Source organism: Streptomyces sp. NPDC034099 (assembly GCF_055575415.1).
Genome location: NZ_JBVISR010000001.1, coordinates 984669 through 1010471 on the forward strand (window position 1 = coordinate 984669; position 25803 = coordinate 1010471).

27 protein-coding genes and 2 pseudogenes are annotated in these 25803 nt (G+C 68.5%); 12 read left to right on the top strand and 17 right to left on the bottom strand.

What is annotated here, in order from left to right:
- Positions 1–65: 65 nt before the first annotated feature.
- On the top strand, positions 66–1193 hold the full coding sequence (locus ACZ56V_RS04695; RefSeq protein ID WP_468939185.1) for a three-Cys-motif partner protein TcmP: 1128 nt from the start codon (positions 66–68) through the stop codon (positions 1191–1193).
- Positions 1194–1733: 540 nt separating this feature from the next.
- Here ACZ56V_RS04695 and ACZ56V_RS04700 read toward each other — a convergent pair.
- Complete coding sequence (locus tag ACZ56V_RS04700) at positions 1734–4253, bottom strand: hypothetical protein (RefSeq protein ID WP_468939187.1); 2520 nt, start codon at positions 4251–4253, stop codon at positions 1734–1736.
- An 872-nt stretch (positions 4254–5125) separates the two neighbouring features.
- On the opposite strand from ACZ56V_RS04700, the gene ACZ56V_RS04705 reads away from it, so the two are divergent.
- Positions 5126–6184 (top strand): CHAT domain-containing protein, encoded by a 1059-nt coding sequence (locus ACZ56V_RS04705; protein ID WP_468939189.1) that lies wholly within the window; start codon positions 5126–5128, stop codon positions 6182–6184.
- A 694-nt stretch (positions 6185–6878) separates the two neighbouring features.
- Here ACZ56V_RS04705 and ACZ56V_RS04710 read toward each other — a convergent pair.
- From ACZ56V_RS04710 to ACZ56V_RS04720, 3 genes and pseudogenes are all read right to left on the bottom strand, one after another.
- Positions 6879–7280 (bottom strand): annotated as a pseudogene (locus tag ACZ56V_RS04710) (helix-turn-helix domain-containing protein); the annotation flags it as partial.
- Positions 7281–7577: 297 nt separating this feature from the next.
- On the bottom strand, positions 7578–8252 hold the full coding sequence (locus tag ACZ56V_RS04715) for an HD domain-containing protein (RefSeq protein ID WP_467382564.1): 675 nt from the start codon (positions 8250–8252) through the stop codon (positions 7578–7580).
- Positions 8253–8346: 94 nt separating this feature from the next.
- On the bottom strand, positions 8347–8820 hold the full coding sequence (locus tag ACZ56V_RS04720) for a hypothetical protein (RefSeq protein WP_467382566.1): 474 nt from the start codon (positions 8818–8820) through the stop codon (positions 8347–8349).
- Positions 8821–8904: 84 nt separating this feature from the next.
- Between ACZ56V_RS04720 and ACZ56V_RS04725 the strand changes: the two genes are divergently transcribed.
- Positions 8905–9246, top strand: a complete 342-nt coding sequence (locus ACZ56V_RS04725; protein WP_467382568.1) for a PadR family transcriptional regulator — start codon at positions 8905–8907, stop codon at positions 9244–9246.
- On the top strand, positions 9243–9941 hold the full coding sequence (locus ACZ56V_RS04730) for a permease prefix domain 1-containing protein (RefSeq protein WP_468939194.1): 699 nt from the start codon (positions 9243–9245) through the stop codon (positions 9939–9941). Before ACZ56V_RS04725 ends, ACZ56V_RS04730 begins: the two co-directional genes overlap by 4 nt.
- 273 nt (positions 9942–10214) lie before the next feature.
- Here ACZ56V_RS04730 and ACZ56V_RS04735 read toward each other — a convergent pair whose 3' ends face one another.
- Together ACZ56V_RS04735 and ACZ56V_RS04740 are read right to left on the bottom strand one after the other, a co-directional pair.
- Positions 10215–11186, bottom strand: a complete 972-nt coding sequence (locus tag ACZ56V_RS04735) for a COX15/CtaA family protein (protein ID WP_468939196.1) — start codon at positions 11184–11186, stop codon at positions 10215–10217.
- A complete protein-coding gene (locus ACZ56V_RS04740) occupies positions 11183–11806 on the bottom strand; it encodes a TetR/AcrR family transcriptional regulator (protein ID WP_468939199.1) in 624 nt (207 codons plus the stop codon). The genes ACZ56V_RS04735 and ACZ56V_RS04740 overlap by 4 nt, the downstream gene beginning before the upstream one ends.
- An 84-nt stretch (positions 11807–11890) precedes the next feature.
- Here ACZ56V_RS04740 and ACZ56V_RS04745 point away from each other — a divergent pair, with 84 nt between their 5' ends.
- The gene (locus tag ACZ56V_RS04745; RefSeq protein WP_468939202.1) at positions 11891–12592 is read left to right on the top strand and encodes an NAD(P)-dependent oxidoreductase; all 702 of its coding nucleotides are present in this window, start codon (positions 11891–11893) and stop codon (positions 12590–12592) included.
- A 163-nt stretch (positions 12593–12755) separates the two neighbouring features.
- On the opposite strand, the gene ACZ56V_RS04750 is transcribed toward ACZ56V_RS04745, so the two are convergent.
- The 6 genes from ACZ56V_RS04750 to ACZ56V_RS04775 all read right to left on the bottom strand — a co-directional run bounded on the left by ACZ56V_RS04750 (position 12756) and on the right by ACZ56V_RS04775 (position 16012).
- Complete coding sequence (locus tag ACZ56V_RS04750) at positions 12756–13238, bottom strand: DUF5994 family protein (protein WP_468939204.1); 483 nt, start codon at positions 13236–13238, stop codon at positions 12756–12758.
- A 5-nt stretch (positions 13239–13243) separates the two neighbouring features.
- Entirely contained in the window at positions 13244–13456 is a 213-nt protein-coding gene (locus ACZ56V_RS04755; protein WP_468939378.1) for a hypothetical protein, read from the bottom strand.
- A gap of 5 nt (positions 13457–13461) precedes the next feature.
- Entirely contained in the window at positions 13462–14049 is a 588-nt protein-coding gene (locus tag ACZ56V_RS04760; protein ID WP_468939207.1) for a DUF5994 family protein, read from the bottom strand.
- Positions 14050–14262: 213 nt separating this feature from the next.
- The gene (locus ACZ56V_RS04765; RefSeq protein WP_468939380.1) at positions 14263–15090 is read right to left on the bottom strand and encodes a YhjD/YihY/BrkB family envelope integrity protein; all 828 of its coding nucleotides are present in this window, start codon (positions 15088–15090) and stop codon (positions 14263–14265) included.
- A 218-nt stretch (positions 15091–15308) separates the two neighbouring features.
- Positions 15309–15536, bottom strand: coding sequence for a hypothetical protein (locus ACZ56V_RS04770; protein ID WP_467382580.1), 228 nt, complete (start codon positions 15534–15536; stop codon positions 15309–15311).
- Positions 15537–15574: 38 nt separating this feature from the next.
- The gene (locus tag ACZ56V_RS04775; RefSeq protein WP_468939212.1) at positions 15575–16012 is read right to left on the bottom strand and encodes an Asp23/Gls24 family envelope stress response protein; all 438 of its coding nucleotides are present in this window, start codon (positions 16010–16012) and stop codon (positions 15575–15577) included.
- Positions 16013–16359: 347 nt separating this feature from the next.
- Here ACZ56V_RS04775 and ACZ56V_RS04780 point away from each other — a divergent pair, with 347 nt between their 5' ends.
- The 3 genes from ACZ56V_RS04780 to ACZ56V_RS04790 all read left to right on the top strand — a co-directional run bounded on the left by ACZ56V_RS04780 (position 16360) and on the right by ACZ56V_RS04790 (position 19587).
- On the top strand, positions 16360–17643 hold the full coding sequence (locus tag ACZ56V_RS04780; protein WP_468939214.1) for an ice-binding family protein: 1284 nt from the start codon (positions 16360–16362) through the stop codon (positions 17641–17643).
- Positions 17644–17885: 242 nt separating this feature from the next.
- The gene (locus ACZ56V_RS04785) at positions 17886–18503 is read left to right on the top strand and encodes a DUF5819 family protein (protein WP_468939382.1); all 618 of its coding nucleotides are present in this window, start codon (positions 17886–17888) and stop codon (positions 18501–18503) included.
- Positions 18493–19587, top strand: a complete 1095-nt coding sequence (locus ACZ56V_RS04790; RefSeq protein WP_468939217.1) for an HTTM domain-containing protein — start codon at positions 18493–18495, stop codon at positions 19585–19587. Before ACZ56V_RS04785 ends, ACZ56V_RS04790 begins: the two co-directional genes overlap by 11 nt.
- A gap of 52 nt (positions 19588–19639) precedes the next feature.
- On the opposite strand, the gene ACZ56V_RS04795 is transcribed toward ACZ56V_RS04790, so the two are convergent.
- From ACZ56V_RS04795 to ACZ56V_RS04805, 3 genes are all read right to left on the bottom strand, one after another.
- Positions 19640–20020 carry a thiol-disulfide oxidoreductase DCC family protein gene (locus ACZ56V_RS04795; RefSeq protein ID WP_467382588.1) on the bottom strand — a complete coding sequence of 127 codons (381 nt, stop codon included), beginning with the start codon at positions 20018–20020 and terminating at the stop codon, positions 19640–19642.
- 199 nt (positions 20021–20219) lie between these two features.
- Positions 20220–20393 carry a hypothetical protein gene (locus ACZ56V_RS04800; protein WP_191854923.1) on the bottom strand — a complete coding sequence of 58 codons (174 nt, stop codon included), beginning with the start codon at positions 20391–20393 and terminating at the stop codon, positions 20220–20222.
- A gap of 34 nt (positions 20394–20427) precedes the next feature.
- Positions 20428–20784, bottom strand: a complete 357-nt coding sequence (locus ACZ56V_RS04805; protein WP_467382590.1) for a PRC-barrel domain-containing protein — start codon at positions 20782–20784, stop codon at positions 20428–20430.
- Between the two features lie 341 nt (positions 20785–21125).
- Here ACZ56V_RS04805 and ACZ56V_RS04810 point away from each other — a divergent pair, with 341 nt between their 5' ends.
- On the top strand, positions 21126–22361 hold the full coding sequence (locus ACZ56V_RS04810; RefSeq protein ID WP_467382687.1) for a PP2C family protein-serine/threonine phosphatase: 1236 nt from the start codon (positions 21126–21128) through the stop codon (positions 22359–22361).
- Between the two features lie 216 nt (positions 22362–22577).
- On the opposite strand, the pseudogene ACZ56V_RS04815 reads toward ACZ56V_RS04810, so the two are convergent.
- Positions 22578–22679: pseudogene (locus ACZ56V_RS04815) on the bottom strand (PAQR family membrane homeostasis protein TrhA); the annotation flags it as partial.
- A gap of 169 nt (positions 22680–22848) precedes the next feature.
- The gene (locus ACZ56V_RS04820) at positions 22849–23052 is read right to left on the bottom strand and encodes a cold-shock protein (RefSeq protein ID WP_356367851.1); all 204 of its coding nucleotides are present in this window, start codon (positions 23050–23052) and stop codon (positions 22849–22851) included.
- Between the two features lie 208 nt (positions 23053–23260).
- Here ACZ56V_RS04820 and ACZ56V_RS04825 point away from each other — a divergent pair, with 208 nt between their 5' ends.
- Genes ACZ56V_RS04825 through ACZ56V_RS04835 form a run of 3 tightly spaced genes read left to right on the top strand, consistent with a single transcriptional unit; the run spans position 23261 to position 25670 of the window.
- Positions 23261–24064, top strand: a complete 804-nt coding sequence (locus ACZ56V_RS04825; protein WP_398917635.1) for an alpha/beta fold hydrolase — start codon at positions 23261–23263, stop codon at positions 24062–24064.
- Entirely contained in the window at positions 24064–25335 is a 1272-nt protein-coding gene (locus ACZ56V_RS04830) for a PP2C family protein-serine/threonine phosphatase (RefSeq protein WP_467382593.1), read from the top strand. The genes ACZ56V_RS04825 and ACZ56V_RS04830 overlap by 1 nt, the downstream gene beginning before the upstream one ends.
- Positions 25332–25670: an STAS domain-containing protein gene (locus ACZ56V_RS04835; RefSeq protein WP_468939224.1), complete on the top strand. Its 339-nt coding sequence runs from the start codon at positions 25332–25334 to the stop codon at positions 25668–25670. The genes ACZ56V_RS04830 and ACZ56V_RS04835 overlap by 4 nt, the downstream gene beginning before the upstream one ends.
- Positions 25671–25803: the final 133 nt, after the last annotated feature.

Genomic DNA, 25803 nt, shown 5'->3' on the forward strand with positions numbered 1-25803 from the left:
TGGCATATGGCAACGATGTGTGACCCTCTCCCCAGCGAGGCCGACGGGAGCAGGGGGGACCGAAGGTGGCCGTACCGAAGGATGCCGTGTGGGAACGCGATCCACACACGGCGGCCAAACATGACTTACTCAAGCAGTACTTGGCCGCATGGGCGCCGATTCTGCTGTCACGACTCGACGTGATCACTTACGCCGAAGGCTTCGCGGGTGCCGGCATCTACAAACAGGGCGAGCCCGGCTCCCCGGTCATCGCCTACGAAGTCTTCGCCGACGCTCTGCACAGGTTCCCGAAACGTATGCGCGTGATCCTCATGGAGGAGGACACCCGGCGCGTCAAAGAGTTACAGCGTCAGATGGAGCTCGCCCGCTCCCGGCAAACGGACGACATCACCAAACGAATAGCGGTCGACGTACATCACGGTGATTTCCACCCGGCCCTCCTGGAGAAGCTGCGGGGCATCGGAGGGCTGGGGAAACCCCTCTTCGTCCTGCTGGACAGCTTCGGCGGACCCGACATCCCCTTCTCGCTCCTCCAAGAGCTGGGGCGCCATCCCAGCACCGAAGTGATGGTGACCTTCGAGCCCAGCTTCCTCACCCGGTTCGCCGAGAAGCACGACGGTCACCGCCAGCTCGGCGACCAAGCCTTCGGGAGTCCGGAGTGGCAAGGCGTCTTCCAGCAGGCCCCCTCGGGCAAGTTCACGTTCCTGCGCGAGCAGTACCGGAACACGTTGCGCCAGGCCGGCTTCACGCACACGCTGTACTTCGAGATGGTCGACGAGGGCGGCAGGATGCTCTACCTGATCTTCGGCACCCAGCACGAACTGGGGCTGGAGAAAATGAAAGACGCCATGTGGAAGGTGGACCCTTCCTACGGCGTCCGCTACCGCGACCCCAGGGACACCCAGCAGCAGATGCTTGATCTCGTATTCGAACCGGATACGGCCCCGCTGCGACGGATCCTGCACGACTTCATCTCCGAAGCACCCGACGGGCGAACTATCCCAGAGCTCAAGCGATATGCCCTCTTGGAGACCGTCTACCGGCCCGCCCAAGTGATCGAGGCCGTCCGTCAGCTGCGTGAGACGGGCGCCGTGGCGACGGAACCCCGTGCCATCAACGCCAAGACGAGAGTGAGCCTGGCGGCGATGCCGCCCACTACCCGTCCGTCAGCCGAGCAAGGTGCCCTCTGGTGAGAGGCCGCGAGGGCACATCCAGGGCACACGAGCCTGGGAAACGGCGTTGACCCGTGAGAACTACCGAAAGGTGTTTTCCCAGGTCAACGCACATTCCCGTGCGAAACACCAGGTCAGCACTCTCCCACCCCCAATCGCTGCACTAGTGGAAAGGCACAGCTCTCCGCCACCAGCACGGTCCGGTTCTGACGAAGACTCAGATTTTCTCGTGCTGCGGATGGCCGCCGCCGGCCTATGCCAGCCAGGCCGGTAGGACGGCAGGCGGGAACCCCGGCTGCGGGAGCTGGCCGTGGTCCGTGCGTCGCGGTACCGGTCCGGGCGGGCGCAGGCTGCGAACACGCGAGAACTGGCGAGGTGTCCCGTCCCTCCGAAGGTTGAGCGTTCTCGCCGAACTTTGACTGCCTCGGTCGGGTCATTCCGCTCTCGGCACGTGGCTGAACCAGCCGCATGACCGCCCGGTCACGCGACTGGTTAGGTGGGCTCCTCAACTGCCTTGAAGAGCCCGCTGGCGGTGGCCGGTCTCGGGTTCTACCGCGCCGGTCAGACCTGAAGGATCAGCGCTTCCACCTGTTCGAGCGTCGTCACGCTGGCCTGGGCCGCGGCCCGGGCCTTCGTCAGCTTCTCCATCCACTCGATCCGCTGCTCGGCCGGGAGCGCGTCCTCTCCGAGCTGGACTCGCAGGCGGTGCGCCTCTTCGAAATCCGTCATCAGGGTGTGGGCGGAGTCCACGGCCTGCTGGTAGCCGCTCTCGACGAGTTCCACACGAGCCGGCAGCTCGCGGCGCAGCGTGGCCAGCTGGTCGTGCGGGTCGGCCGGCGGAGTGCCGTGCACGCTGGCAGTGGGATCCGTGCGGGTCCCTGCCGTGGGGGACGTGGTGGTACTTCCAGGGCTGCCTGGGGCCGGGCGGCTGAGCTCCACGGGGAACGTCTCGTCGAACCAAGCCTTGTCGGCGACGTAGCGGGTGGGGCGGCCCTCGACGTCAGGAGCGATCACCATCCCCGCGGTGATCGGCGTCCGGCCCTCCACCCAGTGCCGCTCCCCATAGCAGACCAGAGGCTCACCGCCGTCCGCCTCGGGCGGCTGCGTCGCGTCTGGGTGCTCCAGCACGGCCTTCGCGAACGCGAGGAGGAGTGCCCGGCTGGTGTTCGGGGCGCTGGTTGCCGTGTACGCCACAGTGAGGGCAGCGAGAGCGCTCTTAGGGGTGCGCCGCACACCCTTGCGTCCGTCGCCCGCCTCGCTGCCCTGGCCAGCGGTGATGAACGGCTGCGGAGCGTGGATCAGCGCCGGCGCCATACGCTGGACGAGGGCTGCCCAAGCGGTCGCGTCGCCGGCCTCTGCCCCGAGGAGAAGCACCTTGAGCGACCGCGGGTCTTGCCCAGCGCCCTTGGCGGTCTCCGGGACGCCGAAGAAGCCGAGCGCGGAGAGGATGTTGCCCCGGTGCAGGAACAGCTGGGCGATGGCGGCGGACCACAGGCGGGTACGTGCCTCTGCAGTCTTCGCCTTGGTCTGGCTCCACGCCGGCTCCTGCAGCGTCCCCCTGACAATCGGCCAGAAGCGCCCCGTGTCGCGGACGGTGCGTGCGTTCGTCCGCTTCGGCGCCTCAGGCGGGATCTCGGGGAACACGAGCGCGGTGATGGCGCGCACCGCGATGTCACGGAGCACGGTGGGGGAGACGTCATCGCCCGCGGGCACGAGCGGCACAAGCGGGTCGAGCGGTCCGTTGGCCGTCAGCGCATCACGCACCCCAACCAGATCGAGGAGGTCCGCGCCGCGAGCGTCGGGGAACGCCTCGGCGAGCGCTTCCGCGAGGAGCGATTCCCTGGCGTATGCGTCGACGAGCGTCGCGAACAGGGCGATCAGGCGCGCATCCTCGTCGTAGGGCTGGATGCCGCGCAGGTGGTCGTTGACGTTCAACGTCCGCAGGACGTGTTCCAGCGCCGCCGGCTTGGTGCAGCCGATCACGATCTCCGCGGAGACCGTGGCGATCTTCCCGGCCCGGACCGACGGGTCGGTCGCCTCCGTCTCCGGCTTGGCGGCGGCCTCGTTGAGCCGGTCGGACAACCGGTTCAGGATCTCCCGCTGGCCCAGCAGTAGCAGCTCGGGATCGGCCTTCTTGCCCTTCGGCATGGGCAGGAGAGACTGGGGCATCCCCGTGACCAGGTGTTCCGGACGCACACGGAAGATGTTGAGACGGGCCAGTGCGCGATTGTTCCCGGTCACGGCGGCCAGCCGCCACAGCTTCGACACCGTGCCGTCGGGACGGGTGATCTGCCACTGCTGCAGGACGTTCATGCCCTTGGAGAGCTGACCCGCGTCCACGAGGGACTCGGCCAGGTCGTAGCCGCGGGTCTTGCCGGCACGCTCCAGATTCTCGGCGGCGTACCGCTGCATGTGGACGGCCAACTCGTACGGCTGCTCGGCGAGAGCGAGCGCCGCCTTCGGCTCCCCGTCCTCCTCCGCGGCCCGGACCACAGGACGCGGCCGTCGGCCGCCGAGGGCGGTGAGGAGGGCCTGGCGCCCGTCTTCGAGTTCCCGCACGCGACGCTCGGCGTCCTCGTGCTTCTGCGTGGCCGCCGCCAGGGCCTGCGCGGCGTACGTGTCGTCGCCGGCCGCGCGGCGGCAGCTCTCCCGCTCCTTCTCCGCAGTCTTCTCGGTCTTCCTGGCCTCGTGCAGCGCCAGCTCGGCGGCGATGAGGTCCTTGACGCGCTGGCTGGCCTCAGCGGCGGGCGGCGACCAGCAGTTGACGGTGCGGTCGTTGAGGTCCCACGGGACTACCGCAGCGCCATGGACGTCACACATCAGCAGGAGTACCTGCTCGTCCCCGGCCTGCACGAGACGGTAGGCCGAGGGCTTGAGCACCTTCTTGTTGTTCCGGCTGGCGATCAGGCCCTTGATCTCAGTGTCCGGGAGAGCGGTGGCCAGCCCCTCGGTGATCGCCTGCCGAGGAGGGGGCACAACCCCGTGCTCCGCGCAGGTGTTGTCGATGGCATCCGCGAGGCGGCCACCGTAGGTGTCGGTGCCGATGCGCGGGAAAATGCCGTCTGGTCGTTTCGCGACCATGGTGTTTGTCCTTCCACCCGGGCGTGCCGGGCGAACACAAAAGCTCCCGTCTCTCGGGAGCGTGTCACGCGCCCGAGCGCCGAAGCCTCGTGCCGACGAGGAACGGGCTGACACCCTGCAAGAGAGTGTGCGGCGGTCCTCGCCCCGTACGGCCCACCTGCCAACGTCCGAAGGGCGATCAGCCCAACAACGCCTTGGTGGCGTCTGGACATTTCGCAGCTTGCTCCTGCTCCGCCGACGGCGGCATGAGGCGGACGCCGGTGATGAGCCACCGACGTGCACCACGGAATCTGCCACGTGCGCCCGCGCAATGCCGAACTAGTACGGCGTAGTTTCACTAGGTCAGGTGAACTAGCAACCAATTGAGCTACTCGCAGGCCGATTTGAGGTATTGCACGACGACAACGGAGCCGCGCCAGATGGCAAGTTCGGCGAGTTTTGACCTGCGGGCCGTCGGTGTGAGCAACTCCGACCTGCGCGGTACCCCTGGCTCAGCCGGCACGCAAGGCGGTCAAAGCTCGGTGAGAACGTTCACCTTCGGTGAGACGAGACAGCGAGTGTCGAAGGTTGGGTCCTGCCAAGACACGGAGAAACACCTGGTACCGGGCCATTCGACCGACGGACGGGAGAGGCCGCCGTCCGCGAGCAGGGCGAACTCGCCGAACGCATACTCCTGGACATCCTGCGCGGCAAGGAGACCGACCAGGACGTCGTCGTACCTACCCAGCTCGTCATCCGGGGCAGCACGGCATCACCGCATTCGTGATCGCGACCGCGCCATGTTCGCGCGCGAATCGAAGAGGCGGTTGGGGAGGGCGATGTCAGTGGTCGTCCGTAGCCTGGCGGTACGAGAACCTCGGGAGGCTACGGGCATGAATGCGAGCTACTACCGCAGTCAGCTGGAACGCAAGAACAAGGCACGCACTGACGCGGAGAAGAAGGTCGGCGAGTATCGCCGTAAGGAGGCCGACAAGCGCGCCGCCGCCGCGAAAGCTCGCGCCTCTGCCGCGAAGTCGAAGAACGCCAGCACGGTGCGGAGCAAGCTCCGGGAAGCGGACCGATACGAGGACCAGGCGAACACTGCGGCTCGTGACGCTGCGTCCTGGAGCACCAAGGCCGCGAAGTACGGAAAGGAAGCAGCAGACCTGCAGGTCAAGCTGGCAAAGGCAGAGGAGGCCGAGCAGAAGGCAGCCGAGCGGGCGCGTCAGCGTGAGCAGAAGGAGGCCGAGCGCCGGGCAACGGCCGAGCGTAAGAAGATCCAGGGCCGCCTGGCCACGACCGAAGAACAGGTCGGCATCGTGTTGCGGCAACTGCGGGAGCCGAAGCCGGAAAAGCTGCGCGTGCTGATGCTGGGTGCCGCATCGGAAGGCGACTTGCGGGTAAGCCGCGAGCAGGCGCGTATCCGGACAGCGGTCGAAAGAGCCCTGCACCGCGACCTCGTCGAGTTGGACGTCCACCCCGCCGCTACGACAGAGCATCTACTCGACGGCCTCACCAGGTTCCGCCCCCACGTGGTGCACTTCTCCGGCCACAGTGACACCAATCTGATCGTCTTCGAGCAAGACCTCGACGAGCCTCACGAGGGCGCGATCGTTACAGATCGGGCCTTCGCAAGCGCCATCAAGGCCACCGACGACCCGCCGCTGCTGGTCCTGTTGAACTCCTGTCACTCCGCCGCCCAGATCAAGAACTTGGTCGAGGCTGTGCCCTTCGCCATCGGCATGGCTGACGAGATCGGCGACGGCGACGCGATCACGTACGCCGCTCGGTTCTACGCCGCTGTCGCCGACGGTCAGTCGGTCCGGGCAGCGCATAGCCTGGGCCGAGCGGCCGTGGAACTCGCTGGTTTGCCGGACCACGAACTGCCGACCCTCGCATGTGCCGCAGACGTCGACCCCAGCACCACCTTCCTGGTCAAGCCGCCTCAGTGATCGGCCGTGCCTCACGAAGTGGGCGGCGCTTCAGCTGCGGCTGGTGGACTACCCGCGCGAGGGCACATCCAGGGCACATGAGCCTGGGAAATGACGCAGACCAGTGAGAACTACTGCGAGTAGTTTGGCTGGTCAGCGCACATATCGCCAGGAAACCCCAGGTCAACACGCCGCCCCTCCCATTCGCTGCACGAGTGGCAGGACTTCTCGCACCGGCTGCACGAGGCGGGGCATCAGCCCTATTGCCTGGTGTGGCCCTGAGCTGCGGTTTCGTGGGGTTTGGGCGGGGTCTTCGGGCCTCTTCCGCGACCACGTGGGTCGACCACTCGCGCTCGATCACATCGGTCGCCGCATAGTCTTGAGCGCCGTCGGCGGGGCACCAGCAACAGCCGCGTATTTCTCAGCATGGCAACACGGCAAGTGTCATCCTGAGCCATGGCGACTGAGTGGAGCTCTTGGAGTCCGGACTGGCGCAGACCGGACTGCCTTGTCCACTGCGGGGGTTGGTCAGACGGGCCCGCTGCTCGTGGGTCGAGATGGGCGGCACGCGCTCGGGTAGTCGGTTGATCGGGACGCGCGTCGACGTGGGCCGCGCCTTAGCGGATCATGTGCCTGCGCCAGACGACGAGCGGCTGTACATGCTGGGCGGGGCGCACAAGTCCCGCGACCACGAGAACTGGTTGCCGCCTACGCCGTCGGCGACCAGTTCCCGTACGGCTGGGCGGCGTACGTCCTGTGCCGCGCAGCCCCGGGCGATGCGCAGTGCCTGGTAGCCGTCAGCGAGTCTGCCCTGCTGACTGCAGGCGCGGGCAGCTTCCACCCAGAGCGCGGCCCGTCGCTCGGGGACGGGGATGTACCGCCGCACAAGGCGTCGAGCGGTTTGGAGGGCGATTCCGGCATCGCCGAATGAGTCAGCCGCGCTGATCTCGTGCAGGGCTGCGTTGGTCGGGCTGACATTCGCCCAGGCGTCCGGCCGGTCGAGGACGACGTGGCGGGCCACCTCCTTGGCCTCGGCGAGGAAGTCCTCGGTGGTATCGCGGTCGCCGTTTCTGCTGGCGGCGGTCGCTCCGCGGAGCAGCAGCAGGCCGACGCCACGCGCTGACCGGCCCGGTCGGATGACCATCCGACCGCCACTCGGTCACAACGTGCGTGCGGCCGCCGCGCGCCGGGTCCCGTGGGCGGCGGCACCGACGGTCGGCACCGCAACCGCGGAGACCACCGAGGACACGGGGAGTCGAAGTCCGGAAGCAGGCCGGCCGGCCCAGCGGCCGGGACGACGCACGGCCGGCCGTGCGGAGGAGTTGGCGTTGCAGCAGGCGACCAGGACAGCGGGGGCCATACCGATCAGCGGCCCGGAGCCGGCCGGACACGCGGCCGGAACGAGCATCCGTGCTCACGTCCGCGACTGGTAGCCGTCGTAGTCGTTCCAGGAGGGTGGCTGGGTCATCAGTTGTTCCCAGGTGGGCCAGGCTTCCTTGGTCTTCTGACGGACAAGCTCGCCCGGCATGCTGAAGGGCGGGGCCTTGTGCGGTTTGTCGAGTGCCTGACCGACGATCGTGTCGTAGAGCACGGCCGCGCCGTGCAGGCGGGGCAACTCGGCATGGACGCGGTCGACATAGCCGTCCGGAAGGGCGTGTTCCCCATCAGGGCCGAGGTCATATCCGGCACCGACAGTGACCAGTGCGATTTCCGGGCGCTTACGGGTGGCGATCTCGTAGTGCAGGTGCAGGGCGACAGCGTCCCATACGATGTCGATCTTCTCGGGTGACAGTCCCTGGTCGGTGAGGAAGCGGGCGGCCAGGTCGGCCCCGTCGATATCGAAGCCCTGATCACCGTTGCCCTCGGCGCTGAGCCCGGAATCGTGCAGAAGGCACCCCAGGAACAGCAGTTCGTCGTCATAGTCACGGTCGGGTCGCAGACCTTGCCGCTCGCCGACGAAGCGCCCGTAGAGATAACTGCGCATGCTGTGGTTGAAGATCGCAGGGTCCTCGATGCCTTTCACGTAACGCACCGCTTTGAGCGCAAGGTCGGTGCGGGGGAAAGGGAGCTCGCCGTAGGCGTTGTCCATCGGTCAGCCTTCCTGGGCCGGTGAAGAGGGGGTTGGCTTACTCGGGCACGGTTTGGGGCGGGTTGCGGCGTGGCCCGTATCGCGCGGAAGGGAGTCACCCGCCCGTGGTGGAGCCGGGGCGGACGATCATCAGGACGACGACGATCGCCCAGAGGACATTGAAAATGCCGGTGAGCATGGCCAGGCGTACCGCCATGGGACGCGCAGCTTCCTGGGTGGGCACGTTCTGGGCCAGGGCGAGCAGGCGTCGCTGGCCGGGCAGGACGGCCAGCGCGAGGATGGCCGCGGCGATCACGGTCAGCGCCAGCGATGCGATCAACCAGGTGTCGGAGAGGACACCCATCCAGGCGCCCGTGGCAATTCCGAGTACGGGCACCGCGAGACCGGCGACGGCGTAGCCCCGGCAGATCCGGTGCAGCATCGAAGCGATTCCGGCGGACCGGATGCCCTGTTCGTCGCCGCCGAGTGCCCCTAAGGCGTAGCGCGGGAACATCGATGCGGCCACGCTGATCGAGCCGACCGCCAGGATCGCTGCGAGTACGTGTACGGACAGCAGCAGCTTGGTCACCGCGGGGCCTCCGAGCCAGAGCGCGAATATGTTGGCTGCCAATACATACACTGTCTATGGCACGTTTGGGTAGGCTGCCTACTCATGAAGGCGGACGCGGTGCGAGGGCACCTGGATGGGCTGTTGCTGGCCGTGCTCGAGTCGGGCCCGCTGCACGGGTACGCGATCATCGCCGCGGTGCAACGCCGCAGCGGGGGCGTGCTGGAGCTGCGCACCGGCACGATCTACCCTGCCCTGAACCGACTGGAGCGGCTCGGGCTGCTGAGCAGCAGTTGGCAATCCGCCGGCGACCGGCGTCGTCGGTGTTACGAGCTCACCGAAGTGGGGCGGCGTACTCTGGCCAGCGAGCGGACGGCATGGAGCGAGTTCACTGCAGCGATCGGCTCGGTTCTGAACCCGGTCGTCCCACCCGGGTTGGCCACGTGAACGCCACCGGCCGGCAGCCCGACCTCATCGGGGACTACGTGGCGGCCCTGACAGCCGCCCTGCACGGGCCGGCTCGGGCCAAGGCTCGGATGATCGAGGAGATACGCGACGGCCTCGCGGACACGGTCGCGGCCCACACCAGTGAGGGAATGCCCTACCAACAAGCCTCTCAGCAAGCAGTACGCGAGTTCGGAGCCTTCGACCTGCTCGTGCCGGCCTGTCAACGGGAACTGACCATCGCACAGGCCCGACACACCGCTCGGGCAGTCGCTTTCACCGGCCCATTCCTGATCGCGTGCTGGCATCTGGCCTGGACCGCCGACCGTGATCAGTCCTGGCAGCTGCCGAGCACGGCCCAGCTGTTGGCCGTTCATCTGGCCGGTGTAGCGATCATCGCCGCGCTGGTCGCCGCAGCGACGCTGGCCGCCACCGGCCCCCTCGCACGCCGGCTGCCTGCGTCGCACCGAATGCCACTAGTGATCGCGTGGGCCGGTACCACCGCCAGCGCCGCCATGGCGGTGACGACGCTCGCGCTCGCCACCGCCTCCGCCCTGGCCGCGAACTGGCCACTGCTCACGTTCGCCGGTGCGCTCGCAGCTGCCTCGCACGCCGCCGTCGCAGCTTCGGCCCGTGCCTGCCGTCACTGCGCCCGCCTGCCCGCCGTACAACCCGACGTCCTCCGGCTGCACGACTGACGTCGCGTCCGCCCCGAGCCGCGCAGGGCACCGGGGGCGCGGTGCCCAACTCGCCCTCGGAGCATGCCTCCTGCGGCTGTCACCAGTGCGGTGTACCGGTAGGCGCCACCGTCGCACAGAGCACGCGTCCACCGACGAATGGCCACCTTCGGGGGCCTGGGTGCCTCGGCCGTCCGGCCTCTGCGCCAACACACATCGGCCGTCCTTCGGACAGGCTCCAACAGGCCAGGGAATGACGAGGATCCCGCTCGATCGCGGTGATCGGCGGCCTCGTCAAAGGGGCTTGAGCCGACTCGGCAGGACACTGTCGGGCGACACGGGTCCGGTCGTGCTCAGGTGGGTCCAGGCTGCTGCGACGAAGATCAGTCCCGCGCCCAGCATGTGCAGTGCGACCAGCACCGGGGGCACCCCGGTGTGGTACTGGACATAGCCCAAGAGGCCCTGGGCCGCGATGAGCGCGACGAGCACGATGCTGCCGCGCCGCACCGGTTGCGGAGCGCGGAGGGCGCGGGCGGTGAAGGTGGTGGCGAGTGCGAGGCCGAGCAACAGGTAGACCAGATCGGTGTGTACCTGGGTGAGTGCGGACGGGGCGAAGGGCAACCGGGCTGCCTTCGGGTCGCCGGCGTGCGGTCCGGTTCCGGTCACCAGGGCCCCGACGACGACGACGGCACTGACGGTGGCCAGCAGCCCGCCGGTGAGCAGCCGTAGTTCACCGCGAACTGTCGCAGCACGTGGGCCGGTGCCGTCTCGTGTACGGCGAAGCAACGCCGTGGCGGCGAGCAGGATCGGGAACGAGACCAGGAAGTGCAGTGTCCGGACGTAGGGGTTGAGATCGGTAAGGACCAGGATTCCGCCGATCAGCGCCTGAGCGGGTACCACCAGCGCCTGCGCCCCGGACAGATATCGCCACGCTGCAGGAAACCCGGGCCGGGCCCGGAAGGTCACGGTGACCAGGGCGACGGCTGTCAGCATCAGGACGACGCCGAGCAGGCGGTTGCCGAACTCGATGTGGCCATGGAGGCCCATCGCGGGCGTGGTGACCAGGGAGGCTTCGGTGCACCGTGGCCAGGTCGGGCAGCCGAGCCCGGAATCGGTCAGCCGCACCACCCCACCGGTGACCAGGAGCACCAGATTGAGCCACAGTGACGTGGCCGCCAACCGGCACACCGTCGCAAGATCAGGACGAGCCGAGGACATGTGGCCGCGGTTGGTTTCCGGACTTGCCTTGGACATGTCCTGCTTCACCGGGTGCTCGATGCCTCGTCGAGAAGCACGGCCGTGACGAGCGTGTGCTTGAGCCATGCCTCGTAGGCGTCGTGGGACCAGCCGGAGTCCAGGACGAGGCTGTCGTGGACGCCCGCGCTCATCAGGGCTACGGCGATGTCCGCGGCCTGGGGATGGACGCCGCGGCCGCATCTGCGAACGCGCTCGATGACCACACCGACACCGGCCCTGTTTCGTCGCGCCCCTTCTGCTTGAGTGGCCGCGATGTCCGGGGCGACCGCGGCGCCGGAACTCAGCATGGTGACGATGTCTCCACACCGCTCCCGAACCTGGCGGGCCGCCCTGGCCAGCAGCCCGAGCAGTTCGACCGGGTCCGACGTCCGCGCCGTCTCAGCCATCAGGTCCGGGAGCCCGGCCTCCTCGTCCATCAGATCGACAAGCCCGGTGAGGACACCGGCCTTGGAACCGAAGTGCGTGTAGATGGTCTGGGGCGATACGCCGGCTTCCTTCGCGATGACGCGAACGGGCGTGCGGGCGTAGCCCTGTTCGGCGAACAGCCTGCGCGCGGCGGTGAGGATCGTGCGCAGCGTGAGCGCCTCGCGTCGATCACGGAGCCGGACGATCCCCGGCAGGTCTGACATGTATGCTCCCGGCGTAGAACACTGTTCCAGTGAATGGAATGTTGTTCCTGACTCTATCAACTGACGATGGTGAGGAAGCAGCGCATGAAGCTCGCAATTTTCGGGGCGAACGGTCCCACCGGACGTCTCGTCACCCGACAGGCACTCGCCGAGGGGCACACGGTGACAGCCGTGACCCGACGGCCCGACAACTTCCCCATCAAGGATTCACGGCTGCGGGTGGCGGGTGCGGACGCGCTCGACACGGGAGTGGTGGACGAGGTGGTGGCGGGACACGACCGCGTCATCTCGACCCTTGGTGTCCCGTACACCCGGGAGCCGGTCACGGTCTTTTCGCAGAGTGCGCGCAACATCGTGGCGGCGATGAGCGGACACGGGTTACGGCGGCTGGTGTGTGTGACCTCGATCGGCGTGCATCCGGAACTCGCTCCCGAGGAGAAGTTGTTCTTCCGTAAGGTGGTCGGGCCGATCCTGCTGTCGATGGGTCGTCCGCTCTACGAGGACGCACGCCGCATGGAAGAAATCGTGCGGGCCACCGATCTCGACTGGACGATCGTGCGCCCATCGGGATTGTTCGACGCCACGGCAGTCACGGACTACCGCATCGCGGTCGCGCCACAGCGACTGGCCGGAATGTTCACCTCCCGCACCGACCTGGCGGACGTGTTGCTGCGCGAGACCACGGAGGACCTGCACGTGGGCGCCTGCATCGAGGTGATCACCACTCAGGGCACCCCGAACTACGCCAAAGTGTTCCTCAAAGAGGCGCTGCGCATCGGCAAGTGATCCCGCGGCGGCGACAAACCCTTTCGGTACCAGGAGTGGCAAGCTGTATCGCAGCAGTGTGGAGGGGCCGTCAGGCGGCCAGGGCGCATTGAGGGCGCATCGGCTTTGCTGGGGTGCCGAGATGCCCAGGGTGGGGCGGGTCCTGCTGGATCATCGGCCGGCCTCACTCCGGCGACGTCGGCGCGCTTCGGGTGGCGATGAGTATCTGTTCCGCCCGGGTGGTGTTGTCGCTCCGGACGGCCTGGGCCATCGCGGCGCGAGCCGCCTCGGGAGCCGTCTCCGGCGGAACCACCAGCAACGAGAAGACGTCCCGGTCGCCTCGGGTGACGAGAACGGTGTCATCGCCCACCGCGAAGGAGTCGATGTGTACCACCCGGCCGTCCACGACGATCCGCGTCGGGAGCCCGTCCCAGGCACCCGCGTCCAGTCCGACACGCGTGATCGGGCCGACATGGCCGGTGAGGGCGTCCACCAACGCGGGCAGCTCGCCACGGACGTCGCGCGACCGTGGCCACCACGCACCGTCGAGCACACCTTCTCGCGACTCCGTGGTCCGCAGCCGGAGCAGCGCGTATCCGGGCCGTACGTCCTCGTGAACGCCACCCGGCAGGTGCCGGGCAGCCGAGGAGGGGTCGGAGCCGGTCATGAGAATCACCTGTTTCCCGACGTACCGATCCCGCTCGCTCCCTCCCGACCGCGCGCCTTCCGCGGAGCGGGTGATCCCGGTCTCGGAACAGCCGGGCCGGGGTGGCCGTAGTGGAAGGCGGCGATGCGTTCATCGTGCTGGGCGTTGAGCAGGTGGATGACGAGCACGCCCAGGGCCACCGCCGCCAGGAGCACGATCACGGTGACGAGGATTCCCATGGTGGTCACATCCCCTTCGCCTGGTTCGGTACGCCGGCGGTGGCTCCGGGGATCCGTGGACGCGGGGCAGGGTCGGCCACGTGCCCACCTTCGGAGTTCCAGACCGCTTCCGACGCGCGGTCGTCCTTCGCGGCAGTCCGCAGGTTTTCCGCCGCCGCCACGAGCCGGCTCGCGGTCGACGTGCCCAGGGGGTCGCTCCCGGCGGCCATCAACCACGCGGCCGAAGCAGCCGGCGTCGACGGCGGAATCACCAACAGGTTCCAGCGACCCACGCGGTAGGAAAGCAGCAACAGCTCGTGCGGGTCCTGCTCGGCCAGGAACCAGCCGACCTTCACCACATGCCCGGCCACGGGCACCTTGCGCGGAATGGCGGGCCAGTGAACCGGATTCACGGTGACCCGGGTGATCCGCCCCCACAACGGATCGAGCAAGGCCAGCAATGAGGGGAGTTCCGCCGCGAGATCACGGGAGCGGGGCCACCAGGCGCCGTCCAGCAAAGCGGGTGCGGAACCTGCGGGAGCCAGCGACAGACGCGGGGACGAGGTGGTGAACCGGTCTTCGGATGTCGGCGGGAGGGAAACGGTCGCAGTCATGGCGCGAGCCCTGCCCCCGGGCCGATTACCACCGGCCCGGTGTCATCGATCGCCGAAAACGACACGAGCGTGGAAGCCGGTGTACGAAATGCCCTCGGTACCTTCAGCCTACTCCCAGGGCCGTCCGCACGGACCGTGGAGCCCGCACGGGTTCTCCTCCGGACTCCGGCCCAACCGGCGGCCCAGGCAAACTGACCGGCTGCGGAGCCGTTCTCAGCTGCGCCGTTTCCGTGGGGGCGTCAGGCGTAGGAGTTCCTCATGCAGCAATCGGCCGACCAGCGCGCCGCCGAAGACGACGACACCCACGCCGACCAGCCAGGATTGAATGACCAGGACGGTGCCGACGAGACCGTAGGTGACGGCGTTGGAGGCGATCAACGGCGAGAAGACGACGCTGGAGAAGACCCTCAGGCCGAGCAGACCGATCACGGTGGCCACCGCGCCCGGCAGCAGGGCCCGCCAGCGGATCCGGCCGCCGAGCAGCAGGTGCTGGGACCACCAGAGGAACAGAACAGCGCTCAGCGATGCGACAACCCCTCCTGCCAGCGGTTTCGGCCGCAGCGTGGTGGTGGCGGAGAGGAAGAGGTATCCGGTGAGAACGCCGATCCAGAGCAGATGCCGCCACCTGGCCCACCAGCGGGCCGGTGGCAGGTCCCAGACCTTCTCGTAGCCGGTCTGCACCGCCGCGCCGAAGGAGAGGCCGAACACGGCAAGGGCGGCGATACCGAACACGGTCGTGCTCCGCAGCGCCTGCCCGGGTCGGGTGAACAACTTCTCGACCTGCTGTCTGGAGGCAGTCGAGACGCCGAGCCCCTCCCCCAGCCACTGTGCGAACCCCCGTCCACGCTCGGGATCGGCAGAGGAGACGATGATCAGCAGAGGCACCAGCGTGAGCAACCCCAGCGCCGCAAAGCCCAGCGAACGCGACCCCAGCTCAATGCCCTTGCTCCGTCGCCATCCACGCCCGACCGGTGAACGACTGATGGCACGGCGCAGCCGCCCGAACCATGGTGCACGGTCCGCGGCAGGAGAAGGCTTCATCATGTCTGTCGACTACCACGGTCGATACCGTCACCGGGCGAGGGCACGACGGGACGCTTCACCCGACCAACGTCACGTCCCGGCGATCCGCACCGGGCTGACCACCAGCCACCAGCCGGCCTTCGCGCCTCTCGACGACGCGCCGCTCAGGCATCATCACGGCGGCTTCGCACCGCGCTCCTCACGGAGAGCACCCGTGCGCCTCCCGTCGCCACCGGTCACTGCCGCCAGTCTCCCCGGACCCGGCGCCGGTCCCCGCGGATCCGTTCCCGCCGGTCCCGGCGACGAACGAGGTCGCCCGGCTCAAGGTCGCCCTCCATCAACCGCCCGACCGCGAAACCGACGGCGCCCAGCCCCAGCACCAGCAGGAACGCCCAGGCGTCCCCGAAATAGGCGGCGAAACCCAGCGCCATTCCCGTGATCAGGCCCACCACGGCTCTGCTCATCACGTGCTCCTTCGCCTACGCCGGCCCTTCCACCTCGGCTACTGGACGCGCTGCCCCTCTTCCTCCTCCTCTTCCTCCTCCTCATCGGGCAGTTTCACGTCGCTCACCGTGATGTTGACTTCGACGACTTCCCGACCCGCCATCCGCTCCACCGCCGAGACCACGTTCTCGCGCACCTCACGGGCCACGTCCGTGATCGGGACGCCGTAGTCGACGACGATCTCCAGATCAACGGCCGCCTGCAGCTCTCCCACCTCGACACTGACTCCGCGGGTGGCGGACCGGCCGCTCCCGGCACCAGGCATCCGTTCCCGCATGGATCCCATCGCGCGGGCGGATCCGCTGCCCAGGGCATGGACGCCGCGCACGTCCCTCGCCGCCATTCCGGCGATCTTCGCCACCACTACATCCGCGATGGTCGTCCGGCCGCGAGACCCGGGCGCTCCACCACGCTTGACGCCGGTGTTCTCAGTCATCGGGACAGTCCTCCCTCACGATGCCCACACGGCACTCTCCTCCAAATGTACGCCTTTCATATCTTTTGCTCCACCGGGCGATCGGGTCTCCGTCCACCCCCTCGGCACGGACTGCACCGCGCTCCGGAATATCGAATCCTTTAGCCCCCATCACCCAACCCCGTCGGCATAAGTATTAATTGCAGAATAGTTGCGTGCATTGGGGTTCTGAATATTCAACCGGGCACGACTCGCCTGCAATCAATCCCACTAGGGCACATTTCTGCGTAATATGCCACCAATTCTCAAGCTTCCCGGCAGAAAAGGCCCGGTAGCTCACGGCCCCTCCACAGGAAATGGCCTCTCAAATGAAGCTGAAGATCCCGCAGGCGGCCAGGCGCCGCTCTTTGACCGGATGGCTGACCACAGGACTCGCTGCGACGGTTGCCGCCGTGATGGTCGCCGTCGTACCGACGCCTGCCGAGGCGATCGCCACGCCCGTCCCCCTCGGCACGGCTGCCAGTTTCTCGGTTCTGGCAGGCTCCGAGGTCACCAACACCGGCCCGTCACTCCTCAGTCAGGATCTCGGCGTGAGTCCGGGGACGGCCATCTCGGGGTTCCCGCCGGGCCAGGTACTCGGCGCCGTGCACGCGGCGGACCAGGTAGCCAACGACGCCAAGAGCGACCTCGTCACGGCATACAACAACGCCGCGAGCCAGGCCACCGACTTCGCCCTCGCGGCGGGAATCGGTGCCGGCCAGACCCTGCTCCCCGGCGTCTACACCGCTTCGTCCGGTGTGGGCCTCACCGGTGACCTGATCCTGGACGCCGGCGGGAACCCGAACGCCGTCTGGGTCTTCCAGATCCCCGAGGCGCTGACGACGGCCTCCTCCAGCCGGGTGCTGCTCACGAACGGCGCCTCGGCGTGCAACGTGTACTGGCAGGTCGGAAGTTCGGCCACGCTCGGCACCAACTCGACGTTCGTCGGCACCCTCATGGCGCTCACCTCGATCACTGTGACCACGGGGACGAACATCGAAGGCCGGGCTCTCGCCCGCAACGGCGCCGTGACGCTCGACAACAACAGGATCTTCCCGGGCAACTGCTCGACCACGACCTCCGGCACCACGTCCGGGACCACCACCGGCACGACGACCGGGACCACGACGGGCACGACGACCGGGACCACGACCGGGACCACGACCGGTACGACCACCGGCACCACCGTCGGTCTGATCGGTGGCGGCCTCCTGGGCGGGCCGCTCGTCACCGGCGGGGGCACCGTGGGGTCCACCTCCGGCAACACCGCCGGCAACACGGCGGGCAACACCGCCGGGAACACCGGTGGCAACAACGTCACCGCCGGAAACACCTCGGGCAACACCGGCGGCCACGAGGGCAAGCCCGGTGGGCCCGGCCACGGGGACAACCATGGCGGCAAGCCCGGTGGTGGCCACGGGGACGACCATGGCGGCAAGCCCGGTGGTGGCCACGGAGAGGGTCACGACGAGGGCGGCAAGCCCGGCAAGGAGCACGGAGGAATGCCCAGCAAGCCGGACCACGGCTACGGCATGGGATCTGACGAGTTCCCCGGCAGCTACGGCTACGGCGACGCCCCGAAGACCGAGGAACACGAGGACGCCAAGGGCTAGACAGCCCATCGAGCTGCGATGAGTCCCTTCACCGGATGACGGCGCGCTGCGGAATCACATCGATTCCGCAGCGCGCCTCCGGTGCGTCCCCAGATGCATACCGATCGCGGGCAGAAGACATGAAGGCAAGGTGGACGGTGTCCAGCCGAATCGAACCAGCGGATGTGCAGGACCTCGGGCCGTGCGACTCCGGTCCGCCGCGGGAACGCCACGACGAACCGGGCGCTTCCGAATCACGGCCGGTGGGCGTACGACTACTGAAAACGGTCCTGCATACGACCGTGTTCCTCTGCCTGGCCGTGACTCTGGTCCACGTCGTCCTCGTCTTCTTCCACGTCGCACCGCCCAACCCCGTCTCTCGGCGGTACAGCCAGCAGATCGACGCATGGGTCTACCCCCTCTTCGAACAGAACTGGCGGCTTTTCGCACCCAATCCCGATTCCGTCAACCGACAGGTCCTGGCGAGAACCGCGCACGCCGGCCCCGATGGATCGATGCAGGTCAGTCCTTGGTTCGACCTCTCGGCCGTGGACAGCGAGGCCATCGAACACCAGGCGTTTCCCAGCCACACGGCGCAGAATCTGCTGCGTCGCGCCTGGGCCGCTTACGCCGAAACGCACGGGAAGGACGACACCGCTCGCTCGGAGCGGGCCGCGATGCTCCAGAAATACATGAACAACATCGCCTCGGAGCGCATCGCCGAACACCGCGGCGACGGTGGCCGCGACATCGACTTCATTCAGCTCCGGGTCGTCACTCTCCCCGTCGCGGCGCCCGGCTCCAACGCAGCGGACAGCCCACCGAAACCTGTCGAGAACCGACTCCTGCCCTGGTGGAAGGTGACCTCTCATGGGAAGTGAACGGCTGCGCAAGCTCTCCGCTGCGGCAATCACGCTCGTCACCGGCCGACCGGTATCCCTGTACGCCACGTCGGTGCTGCGCATCGGCTACGGACTGCTCTACCTGGTCTTCCTGCTCCGCGAGTTCCCGCACCGCCACGAGATCTGGGGTCCGGACTCCCCGTGGACACCCGCGCTGGCCGCGCAGCTCTTCGACCAGACCGGGTGGTACAGCTTCCTGCTCCTGTCGGACAACCGGGCCTACTTCGAGCTGTGCTACGGGCTGGCCCTCATGACGTCCGCGCTGTTCATGCTCGGCTGGCGGACCCGGGCCACGTCCATGGTGTTCGCCGTCGTGGTGACGTCGTTCCACGCCCGGTCGATCTTCATGACGGACGGAGGCGACAACCTGGTCCTCCTGATGTCCCTCTACCTCGTGCTCACCGCGTGCGGCCGACGCTGGTCCCTGGACGCACGCCGCGAGCGGCGCAAGGCGTCTCGCGCGGCCGGTGCGGCGGCCCGTGCGAAGAGTCACGGCCCGACCGCTCGGCAACTCCGTGACGCCCGCGTCACCTTGACCACCGTGGTGCACAACTGCGGTGTCTTCGTCATCGCGGCCCAGGTCTGCTTCCTGTACGGATCAGCCGGCCTGTACAAGGTCCAGGGATCGTACTGGGCCGACGGCACGGCACTCCACTACGTACTGCACCTCGAACTCTTCCAGCCCTGGCCCGCGCTCTCCCTTTTCCTGGACCAGTACCCTCTCGCGATCGCGGCCATCAGCTACCTGACCGTGCTCACCCAGGTCGCTTTCCCGTTCGTGCTGTTCGGCAGGCTCAAGTACCCCGTCCTCGCAGTCCTGCTGGGCATGCACGCCGGCATCGCGGTCCTGCTGGGGCTGCCGGTCTTCTCGGGCGCCATGATCATCGCGGACGCCGTGTTCCTGCCCGACCGCTTCTACACCTCACTGCCCCGCCTGGGGCGCCGTACGGCACGGCGGCTCGGCGTACGGCTGCCGCGGCCCCGCGGAGAGACCGGGGTGGCCGCGGGTGGCGCCGTGCCTCCGCAGGTCAACTCCGGGAGCCCCGGCATGCACCTGCGGTGACGGTCGGCGGAAGGGCGGAAGGGATGACACCGACGGTCCGCCGGGGCCACCGTCAGCGACGGCCTGCGGGGAGGGCGCAGGCCGCGGTTCCGCCCGGCAGGCGGTCGCGGTTGTTCGCGACGATCCGGTAGACGCCGTGCGCGACCCAGCGGAACGGCGGCAGGGTGAGCAGCGCGCCGAGAACGGCCCACCCCTTGCCTGCCCGCAGCAACAGCCTGGCCACCGCCTGCGCACCGCCGTGCACGGTCCCGTCGGGCGTGATCCATAGGGCCTCGTACTCGGCCTGACTCTGAGTGGCGCCCAGAGAGGCCAGGTCAGCGAACTGCCACGGCGTGATGGAGCAGTCGGGTCGTAGCAGGCGTTCGAGGAAGGTGACTGACGTCGTACAGAATCGGCAATCACCGTCATAAACCAGCACAGGTCGGGTCCGCATGACGGCAATCCTGCCTCACCAGGGCAGTCGGCCGGGGCAGGCCGCCCCCATGGCGCTTCCGACGGTCCATCGTCACGAGCCGACGCGGCTGGGTTTTCGGCCTCACGCTCGCGATGCGGCGGGTGAGGTGTGAGACGGCCACGGCCCGTTGATCGACCGCTGGTGGCCGGGGTTTCCCGGTCCGGCCACCTCAAGAGTCTCAGCGCAGCGTGCGCTGGTGTCGGCCGGAGCGCCGAATGTGCACGCCCAGGTACACCAGGGCCGCGACGAACACCACGATCCCGATGACCAGCAGGTAGAACAGCCCTTCGGCGACGACGCCGATGAGGCCCAACACGATTGCCGCGATGACAAGAAGCAGGAAGAGCGTCATGACGAAAGGCACCTCCTCGATTCGATGAAGCCGGTCAGCGGCGGGCGAGTTGCCGCTCACCGTTCGCGCCGGGCTGGTAGGGCAGGCCGTAGTGCGCGAACAGCGCCGCCTCGTCCTCGACGGGCAGCACGTCGTCGGTGCCGATCGCCGGGCACTTCTTCACCAGCGACCGGTCGTAGTCGACCCTGACGTAGCCCGGCCCCACGACCGCGCCGTGCAACGGGACGAAGACCAGGTGGCGGCGGGTGGGCAGCCCGACCTGGACGGTGGCCATAGCGGGCTCGTCGGTGCTGGTGTCCACGTAGACAGCCTCCAGCGCGCCGATCTTGCGGCCACCCGCGTCGATGACATCGTGAGTGCGCCACTCACGGATGTCCGCACTGTGGATCATTCCTGGGGTTCCCTTCGCACGGCGGTGTACCCGGAGAGGGCACTTCTCAACGTGCCCGAACCAGCCCTCGTGACACCTTCGATCGCAGGCGGGCGCGGACCGCTGCCGTGGACCAGGACGACCGTGACATCCGCCCCGTCCGTTCGAGTGGCCTTGACGCCTCCGATGTGGCGGCCGTGGTGGAATATGACTGCCCGCATCGGCCTGGCACCGGCATTCTCGGCACCCTGGACGAGGCCCGGAGCACCATCGAGCAGCAGGGAGTCGGCGTGAGCGGAGGCGTGCCGGGCAGCGACAGCGAGCCGATGGCCTCTTCTGTGAGCAGTGGCCAGGGTGGAACCCTGACCCTGGCAGGGGTGCTGGCGGCGGCGGAGACCGCTGCACCGGTGGAGTCCCTGGACGTGGTCGCACGGATGCTCAGGGAGCATCTCGGGGCCGTGTCGGTCTCGTTCCTGATCAGCGACTTCACGGGCGGTTCGGTCGTACGGCTGGGGGCCGCGGGAAGCGTCGATACCGGCGAGCCCGCCCGCCGCATCACGCTGCGGGGCACCCTCTACGACGACGTGATCCGCACCCAGCAGCCGCGCGTGGAGGAAACGGGCGAAGACAGGCGAGTACGCGTGGTCGCCCCGGTGACCAACCGCGGGGATGCCATCGGGCTTCTCGAACTGTTCCTGCCCGCGGCACCGGACGCCCAGGTGATGCGGGAGATCGGCGAGAGCGCGCATGCCCTGGCGTACATCGTCATCGCGAACCGGTCCTTCACCGACGTCTATCAGTGGAGCCGCCGCACCAAGCCGTTGAGCCTGGCGGCGGAGATCCAGCACCGGCTGCTGCCGGCGTCACTGGCGTGCGAGGCGGCACAGTTCGCGGTCGCCGGGGCCCTGGAACCCGCCGACCACGTCGGGGGCGACACCTTCGACTACACGATCGACCGGGACGCGGTGCAGCTCTCCGTCACCGACGCCATGGGCCACGACGTCGACGCCGCACTCCTGGCCACCCTCGCCGTGGGTGCCCTGCGCCGGGCCCGGCGGGCGGGCGCCGACCTCGCCGAACAGGCCCGCCAGGCCGACCGGGCCATGCGCGAGCACAGCCCGGGCTACGTCACCGGACAGATACTGCGGATCAGCCTGGCCGACGGCGGTACCGAGTTCATCAACGCCGGGCACCCCTGGCCGCTGGTGATGCGGGACGGGCAGGTGCGGCAGATCACTCCGCAGGTCGATATGCCGTTCGGTTTCCAGGTACCGCACGCCTACCGTGTCCAGCCGCTGGATCTGCGGCCCGGTGACCGGCTGGTGATGCTGACGGACGGCATGCTGGAGCGCAACGCCGGCAGCGTCGCCCTGCCGGACCTGATCGTCCGCACCCGCCCACTGCATCCCCGCGAAGCCGCCCGCGCCCTCATCGCTGCCGTCGTCGACGCCAATCAGGGACATTTGGAGGACGACGCGACCATCATGTGCCTGGACTGGCACGGCACCGAGAGGGTAGGACGGGACGCCGACACGGGTGCCGACCTCGCCGACGCCTCCGCCCCGTCACGGACAGGGCGGACCGCTCCCAGGCGATGAGCCGACTGCCCGCCTCGCTCGGATCCCCGAGCGCTCCGACCAGAACCTCGTCCGTCTCGTCCCCGCCCTCACGAACGCCTGGGTCGCGTGGAGACCGCACCCCTCGCCCCCGACGTCTGAACTACGTCGCACTCGGCAGCGGCCAGGGGTGTCCCCCCGGCCCGCCCGGCGGGACGCGATCGAGCGGCGTGCCGCAGGGAGTGCATACACCCGCCGTTATGGTCGCGAGGCGGCGAGGGAGACGGCGACGTAGTGCGCGGTGAAGGCCGCCACGGTCAGGGCGTGGAACACCTCGTGGAAGCCGAACACGGAAGGCGATGCCGGCCACCGCACCCGTCCACACGGGGCACTCGCGGACATCGCGAGCACTCTCCCGCCGTGCGGGCGAATGATCTGTCGACCGTCCGGCAGGGCCACCCTGGTCACCCGCCACGCCGGCGGGACGGCGGCCGGACCACCGGCCGCCTCGCCGGGTCAACCCGCCGGGTCAGCCTCGGACGATGTTCTGCGCCTGCGGGCCCTTCTGCCCCTGCCCGATCTCGAAGGTGACGTGCTCCCCTTCCGTCAGCTCGCGGTACCCACTGCCGCTGATCTCGGAGTAGTGCGCGAAGACGTCGGGGCCTCCGCCGTCCTGCTCGATGAAGCCGAAGCCCTTTTCGGCGTTGAACCACTTCACGGTGCCGCTGGCCATACTGTCGATCCTTCATTCATTCCCGGGAACAGCCCTGCATCCGAGCGTGCCCCAGCTCCTGGGCAACAGGAGCCGGGACTTCGTGTACCCCTTTCCGTCCCGCCTATCCGGCACAGATGTGAAATCGGCATCGGGCGGAAGCTACGGCGGCCTTCCGGTGATCGACGGCCGGACGGAGGAGCGGGCCGGTACCTGAGAGAGTGGGGGTATGGATATCGAACGCCGAAACAATGTCACCGTCACCGGCAACCCTCGGGGCCGGGCCGTGGTGCTGGCTCACGGGTTCGGCTGCGATCAGAACATGTGGCGTCTGACCGTGCCCGCCCTGGCCGAGGACTACCGGGTGGTGCTGTTCGACTACGTCGGCGCGGGCCGCTCCGACCTGTCCGCGTTCTCGGAGAACCGTTACGCCTCGTTGGACGGTTACGCCCGTGATGTGGTGGAGGTGTGCGAGGCGCTGGATCTGCGCGACGCGGTGTTCGTGGGCCACTCGGTCAGCGCGATGATCGGCGTGCTGGCCACCGGAATGGCCCCGGAGCGCATCGGGGCGCTGGTGATGGTCGCCCCGTCTCCGCGGTACATCGACGACGCGGGTTACCGGGGCGGGTTCAGCACCGAGGACATCGATGAGCTGCTGGAGTCCCTGGAGTCCAACTATCTGGGCTGGTCGGCGGCGATGGCACCGGTGATCATGGGGAACGCGGACCGGCCCGAACTCGGTGAGGAACTGACGAACAGCTTCTGCGCCACCGACCCGGACATGGCACGGGTCTTCGCCCGCACCACGTTCCTGTCCGATTCGCGGGACGACCTGAAGGCCGTGACGGTGCCGACACTGATCCTGGAGTGCACCCAGGACGTGATCGCCCCGCGGGAGGTCGGGGCCTTCGTCCACCAGACGATCGCGGGCTCCAAGCTGGTCACGCTCGACGCCACGGGGCACTGCCCGCACCTTTCCGCGCCCGAGGCCACCAACGGGGCGATCACCGACTTTCTTGCGCGCCTGCGGTGATGTGCCGCAACGGGCCGGAACCCGACTGCGAGAAGGGGTCGACCCCGTCATTCGCCGCCCTGCTGGAGGACAGCGCCGAGGAGCTCTACGAGAACGCGCCCTGCGGATATCTGTCCACCCTGATGGACGGCACCATCGCCAAGATCAACGCCACCCTGCTGCGCTGGCTCGGCCTGAAGGCCGATGCGGTGGTGGGCCGGATGCACTTCACCGACCTGCTGACCGTGGGCGGCAAGCTGTACCACGAGACGCACTTCGCGCCCCTGCTGCGGATGCGAGGCGAGATCAGCGGCATAGCCCTGGAGATCAAGCAGGCCGGAGGCGGCCGTATACCCGTGCTCGTGTCCTCCGTCGTCAAGCACGGCGAGAACGGCGAGCCCATGCTGATCCGCACCACGGTCTTCGACGCCCGGGACCGCCGTGCGTACGAGCAGGAACTCCTGCGGGCCCGTAGAGCAGCCGAGCAGGCGCACCAGCAGGCGGAGGCCGACCGGGCCCGGCTGCAGGACGCCCTCGCGGTACTGCAGCAGTCACTGCTGCCCGCCACCCTGCCGGCGGTGCCGGGGATGGAAGCGGCTGCCCATTACCGCACCGCCTCTCCGGACCGGCTCGGCGGCGATTTCTACGACCTCTTCGCCATCGAGGGCGACCGTTTCGCCTTCTTCCTCGGCGACGTGTGCGGCAAGGGCCCACAGGCTGCCGCCGTCACCTCACTGATCCGCTACACCCTGCGGGCCGCGGCCCTGCACGACCCCGACCCGGTGAGCGCCCTGACGACGCTCAACCACGCGCTCCACGAGCGCTACACGGGTGACGACCCGCGCTATTGCACCACCGTCTTCGGCACCCTCGAGCCTCACCCCACGAGGGGAGAGGTCACCGTCCGCATCGCCTCCGGCGGCCACCCGCCGGCGCTCGTCCTGCGCGCCGACGGCAGGGCCGACTTCCTCTCCACCCCCGGCGGACTCCTCGTCGGCGTCCTGCCGACCGCACCCTTCACCGCCGCCGCCACCACGCTCGGTCCCGGCGACGCCCTTGTGCTGTACACCGACGGCCTGACCGAGGCCCGCACGGGCGAAGACCGTGCCTCCCTCTACGGGGACGAGGCCCTGCTCGAGTTCGCCGCCCGTCACGCGGGCCGGTCCGCGCAGGCCGTCATCCGCGCGTTGACGGACCTGCTGGACGACTTGGGTGAGGGCCTCGACGACGACACCGCCCTCCTCGCCCTCGGCGTGCCCGCCTCACTCTCACAGACAAGAAAAGCCGCATGAGCCCGCTGAGGATCACCACCCACGACGCCGCCACCGGTCCCGTACTGAGCATCTTCGGGGACCTCGACTACGCCACCGTCGCCCAGCTGCGCGAACGGCTCACCACCCTCACCCTCCAGCCGGGCCAGCGCCTCGTCCTCGACCTGGCCGGGCTGACGTTCTGCGACTCCAGCGGCATCACCGCCCTGATCGCGGCCCGCAACCACGCCGCCGCCTTCCACGCAGACATCGCGCTCGCCGCCGTTCCCGCCCACACCCTCCGTGTGCTGCGCATGGTCGGCCTCGACCAGATCTTCCCCCTTCACCCCGACAGCGACGCCGCCACTCGGCCCTGAACCACGAAGGACGGTGTGCTGAGTCCGTCGGTCGGCGCGGCTGGAGCAACCGAGTGCGATGGCCGTAGAAGTGGTGAAGGAATCCGGGGGATTCGGCCGTGTGTTCCGTCTTTCGGCGGGCACGAGGAGCGGC

Coding starts and splice junctions, on each gene's coding strand:
- ACZ56V_RS04700 (WP_468939187.1), bottom strand. CDS start 4,253: ATGGTCGCGAAACGACCAGACGGCATTTTCCCGCGCATCGGCACCGAC.
- ACZ56V_RS04705 (WP_468939189.1), top strand. CDS start 5,126: ATGAATGCGAGCTACTACCGCAGTCAGCTGGAACGCAAGAACAAGGCA.
- ACZ56V_RS04715 (WP_467382564.1), bottom strand. CDS start 8,252: ATGGACAACGCCTACGGCGAGCTCCCTTTCCCCCGCACCGACCTTGCG.
- ACZ56V_RS04725 (WP_467382568.1), top strand. CDS start 8,905: ATGAAGGCGGACGCGGTGCGAGGGCACCTGGATGGGCTGTTGCTGGCC.
- ACZ56V_RS04740 (WP_468939199.1), bottom strand. CDS start 11,806: ATGTCAGACCTGCCGGGGATCGTCCGGCTCCGTGATCGACGCGAGGCG.
- ACZ56V_RS04745 (WP_468939202.1), top strand. CDS start 11,891: ATGAAGCTCGCAATTTTCGGGGCGAACGGTCCCACCGGACGTCTCGTC.
- ACZ56V_RS04750 (WP_468939204.1), bottom strand. CDS start 13,238: ATGACCGGCTCCGACCCCTCCTCGGCTGCCCGGCACCTGCCGGGTGGC.
- ACZ56V_RS04755 (WP_468939378.1), bottom strand. CDS start 13,456: ATGGGAATCCTCGTCACCGTGATCGTGCTCCTGGCGGCGGTGGCCCTG.
- ACZ56V_RS04760 (WP_468939207.1), bottom strand. CDS start 14,049: ATGACTGCGACCGTTTCCCTCCCGCCGACATCCGAAGACCGGTTCACC.
- ACZ56V_RS04765 (WP_468939380.1), bottom strand. CDS start 15,090: ATGAAGCCTTCTCCTGCCGCGGACCGTGCACCATGGTTCGGGCGGCTG.
- ACZ56V_RS04770 (WP_467382580.1), bottom strand. CDS start 15,536: ATGAGCAGAGCCGTGGTGGGCCTGATCACGGGAATGGCGCTGGGTTTC.
- ACZ56V_RS04775 (WP_468939212.1), bottom strand. CDS start 16,012: ATGACTGAGAACACCGGCGTCAAGCGTGGTGGAGCGCCCGGGTCTCGC.
- ACZ56V_RS04780 (WP_468939214.1), top strand. CDS start 16,360: ATGAAGCTGAAGATCCCGCAGGCGGCCAGGCGCCGCTCTTTGACCGGA.
- ACZ56V_RS04790 (WP_468939217.1), top strand. CDS start 18,493: ATGGGAAGTGAACGGCTGCGCAAGCTCTCCGCTGCGGCAATCACGCTC.
- ACZ56V_RS04795 (WP_467382588.1), bottom strand. CDS start 20,020: ATGCGGACCCGACCTGTGCTGGTTTATGACGGTGATTGCCGATTCTGT.
- ACZ56V_RS04800 (WP_191854923.1), bottom strand. CDS start 20,393: ATGACGCTCTTCCTGCTTCTTGTCATCGCGGCAATCGTGTTGGGCCTC.
- ACZ56V_RS04805 (WP_467382590.1), bottom strand. CDS start 20,784: ATGATCCACAGTGCGGACATCCGTGAGTGGCGCACTCACGATGTCATC.
- ACZ56V_RS04820 (WP_356367851.1), bottom strand. CDS start 23,052: ATGGCCAGCGGCACCGTGAAGTGGTTCAACGCCGAAAAGGGCTTCGGC.
- ACZ56V_RS04825 (WP_398917635.1), top strand. CDS start 23,261: ATGGATATCGAACGCCGAAACAATGTCACCGTCACCGGCAACCCTCGG.
- ACZ56V_RS04830 (WP_467382593.1), top strand. CDS start 24,064: ATGTGCCGCAACGGGCCGGAACCCGACTGCGAGAAGGGGTCGACCCCG.
- ACZ56V_RS04835 (WP_468939224.1), top strand. CDS start 25,332: ATGAGCCCGCTGAGGATCACCACCCACGACGCCGCCACCGGTCCCGTA.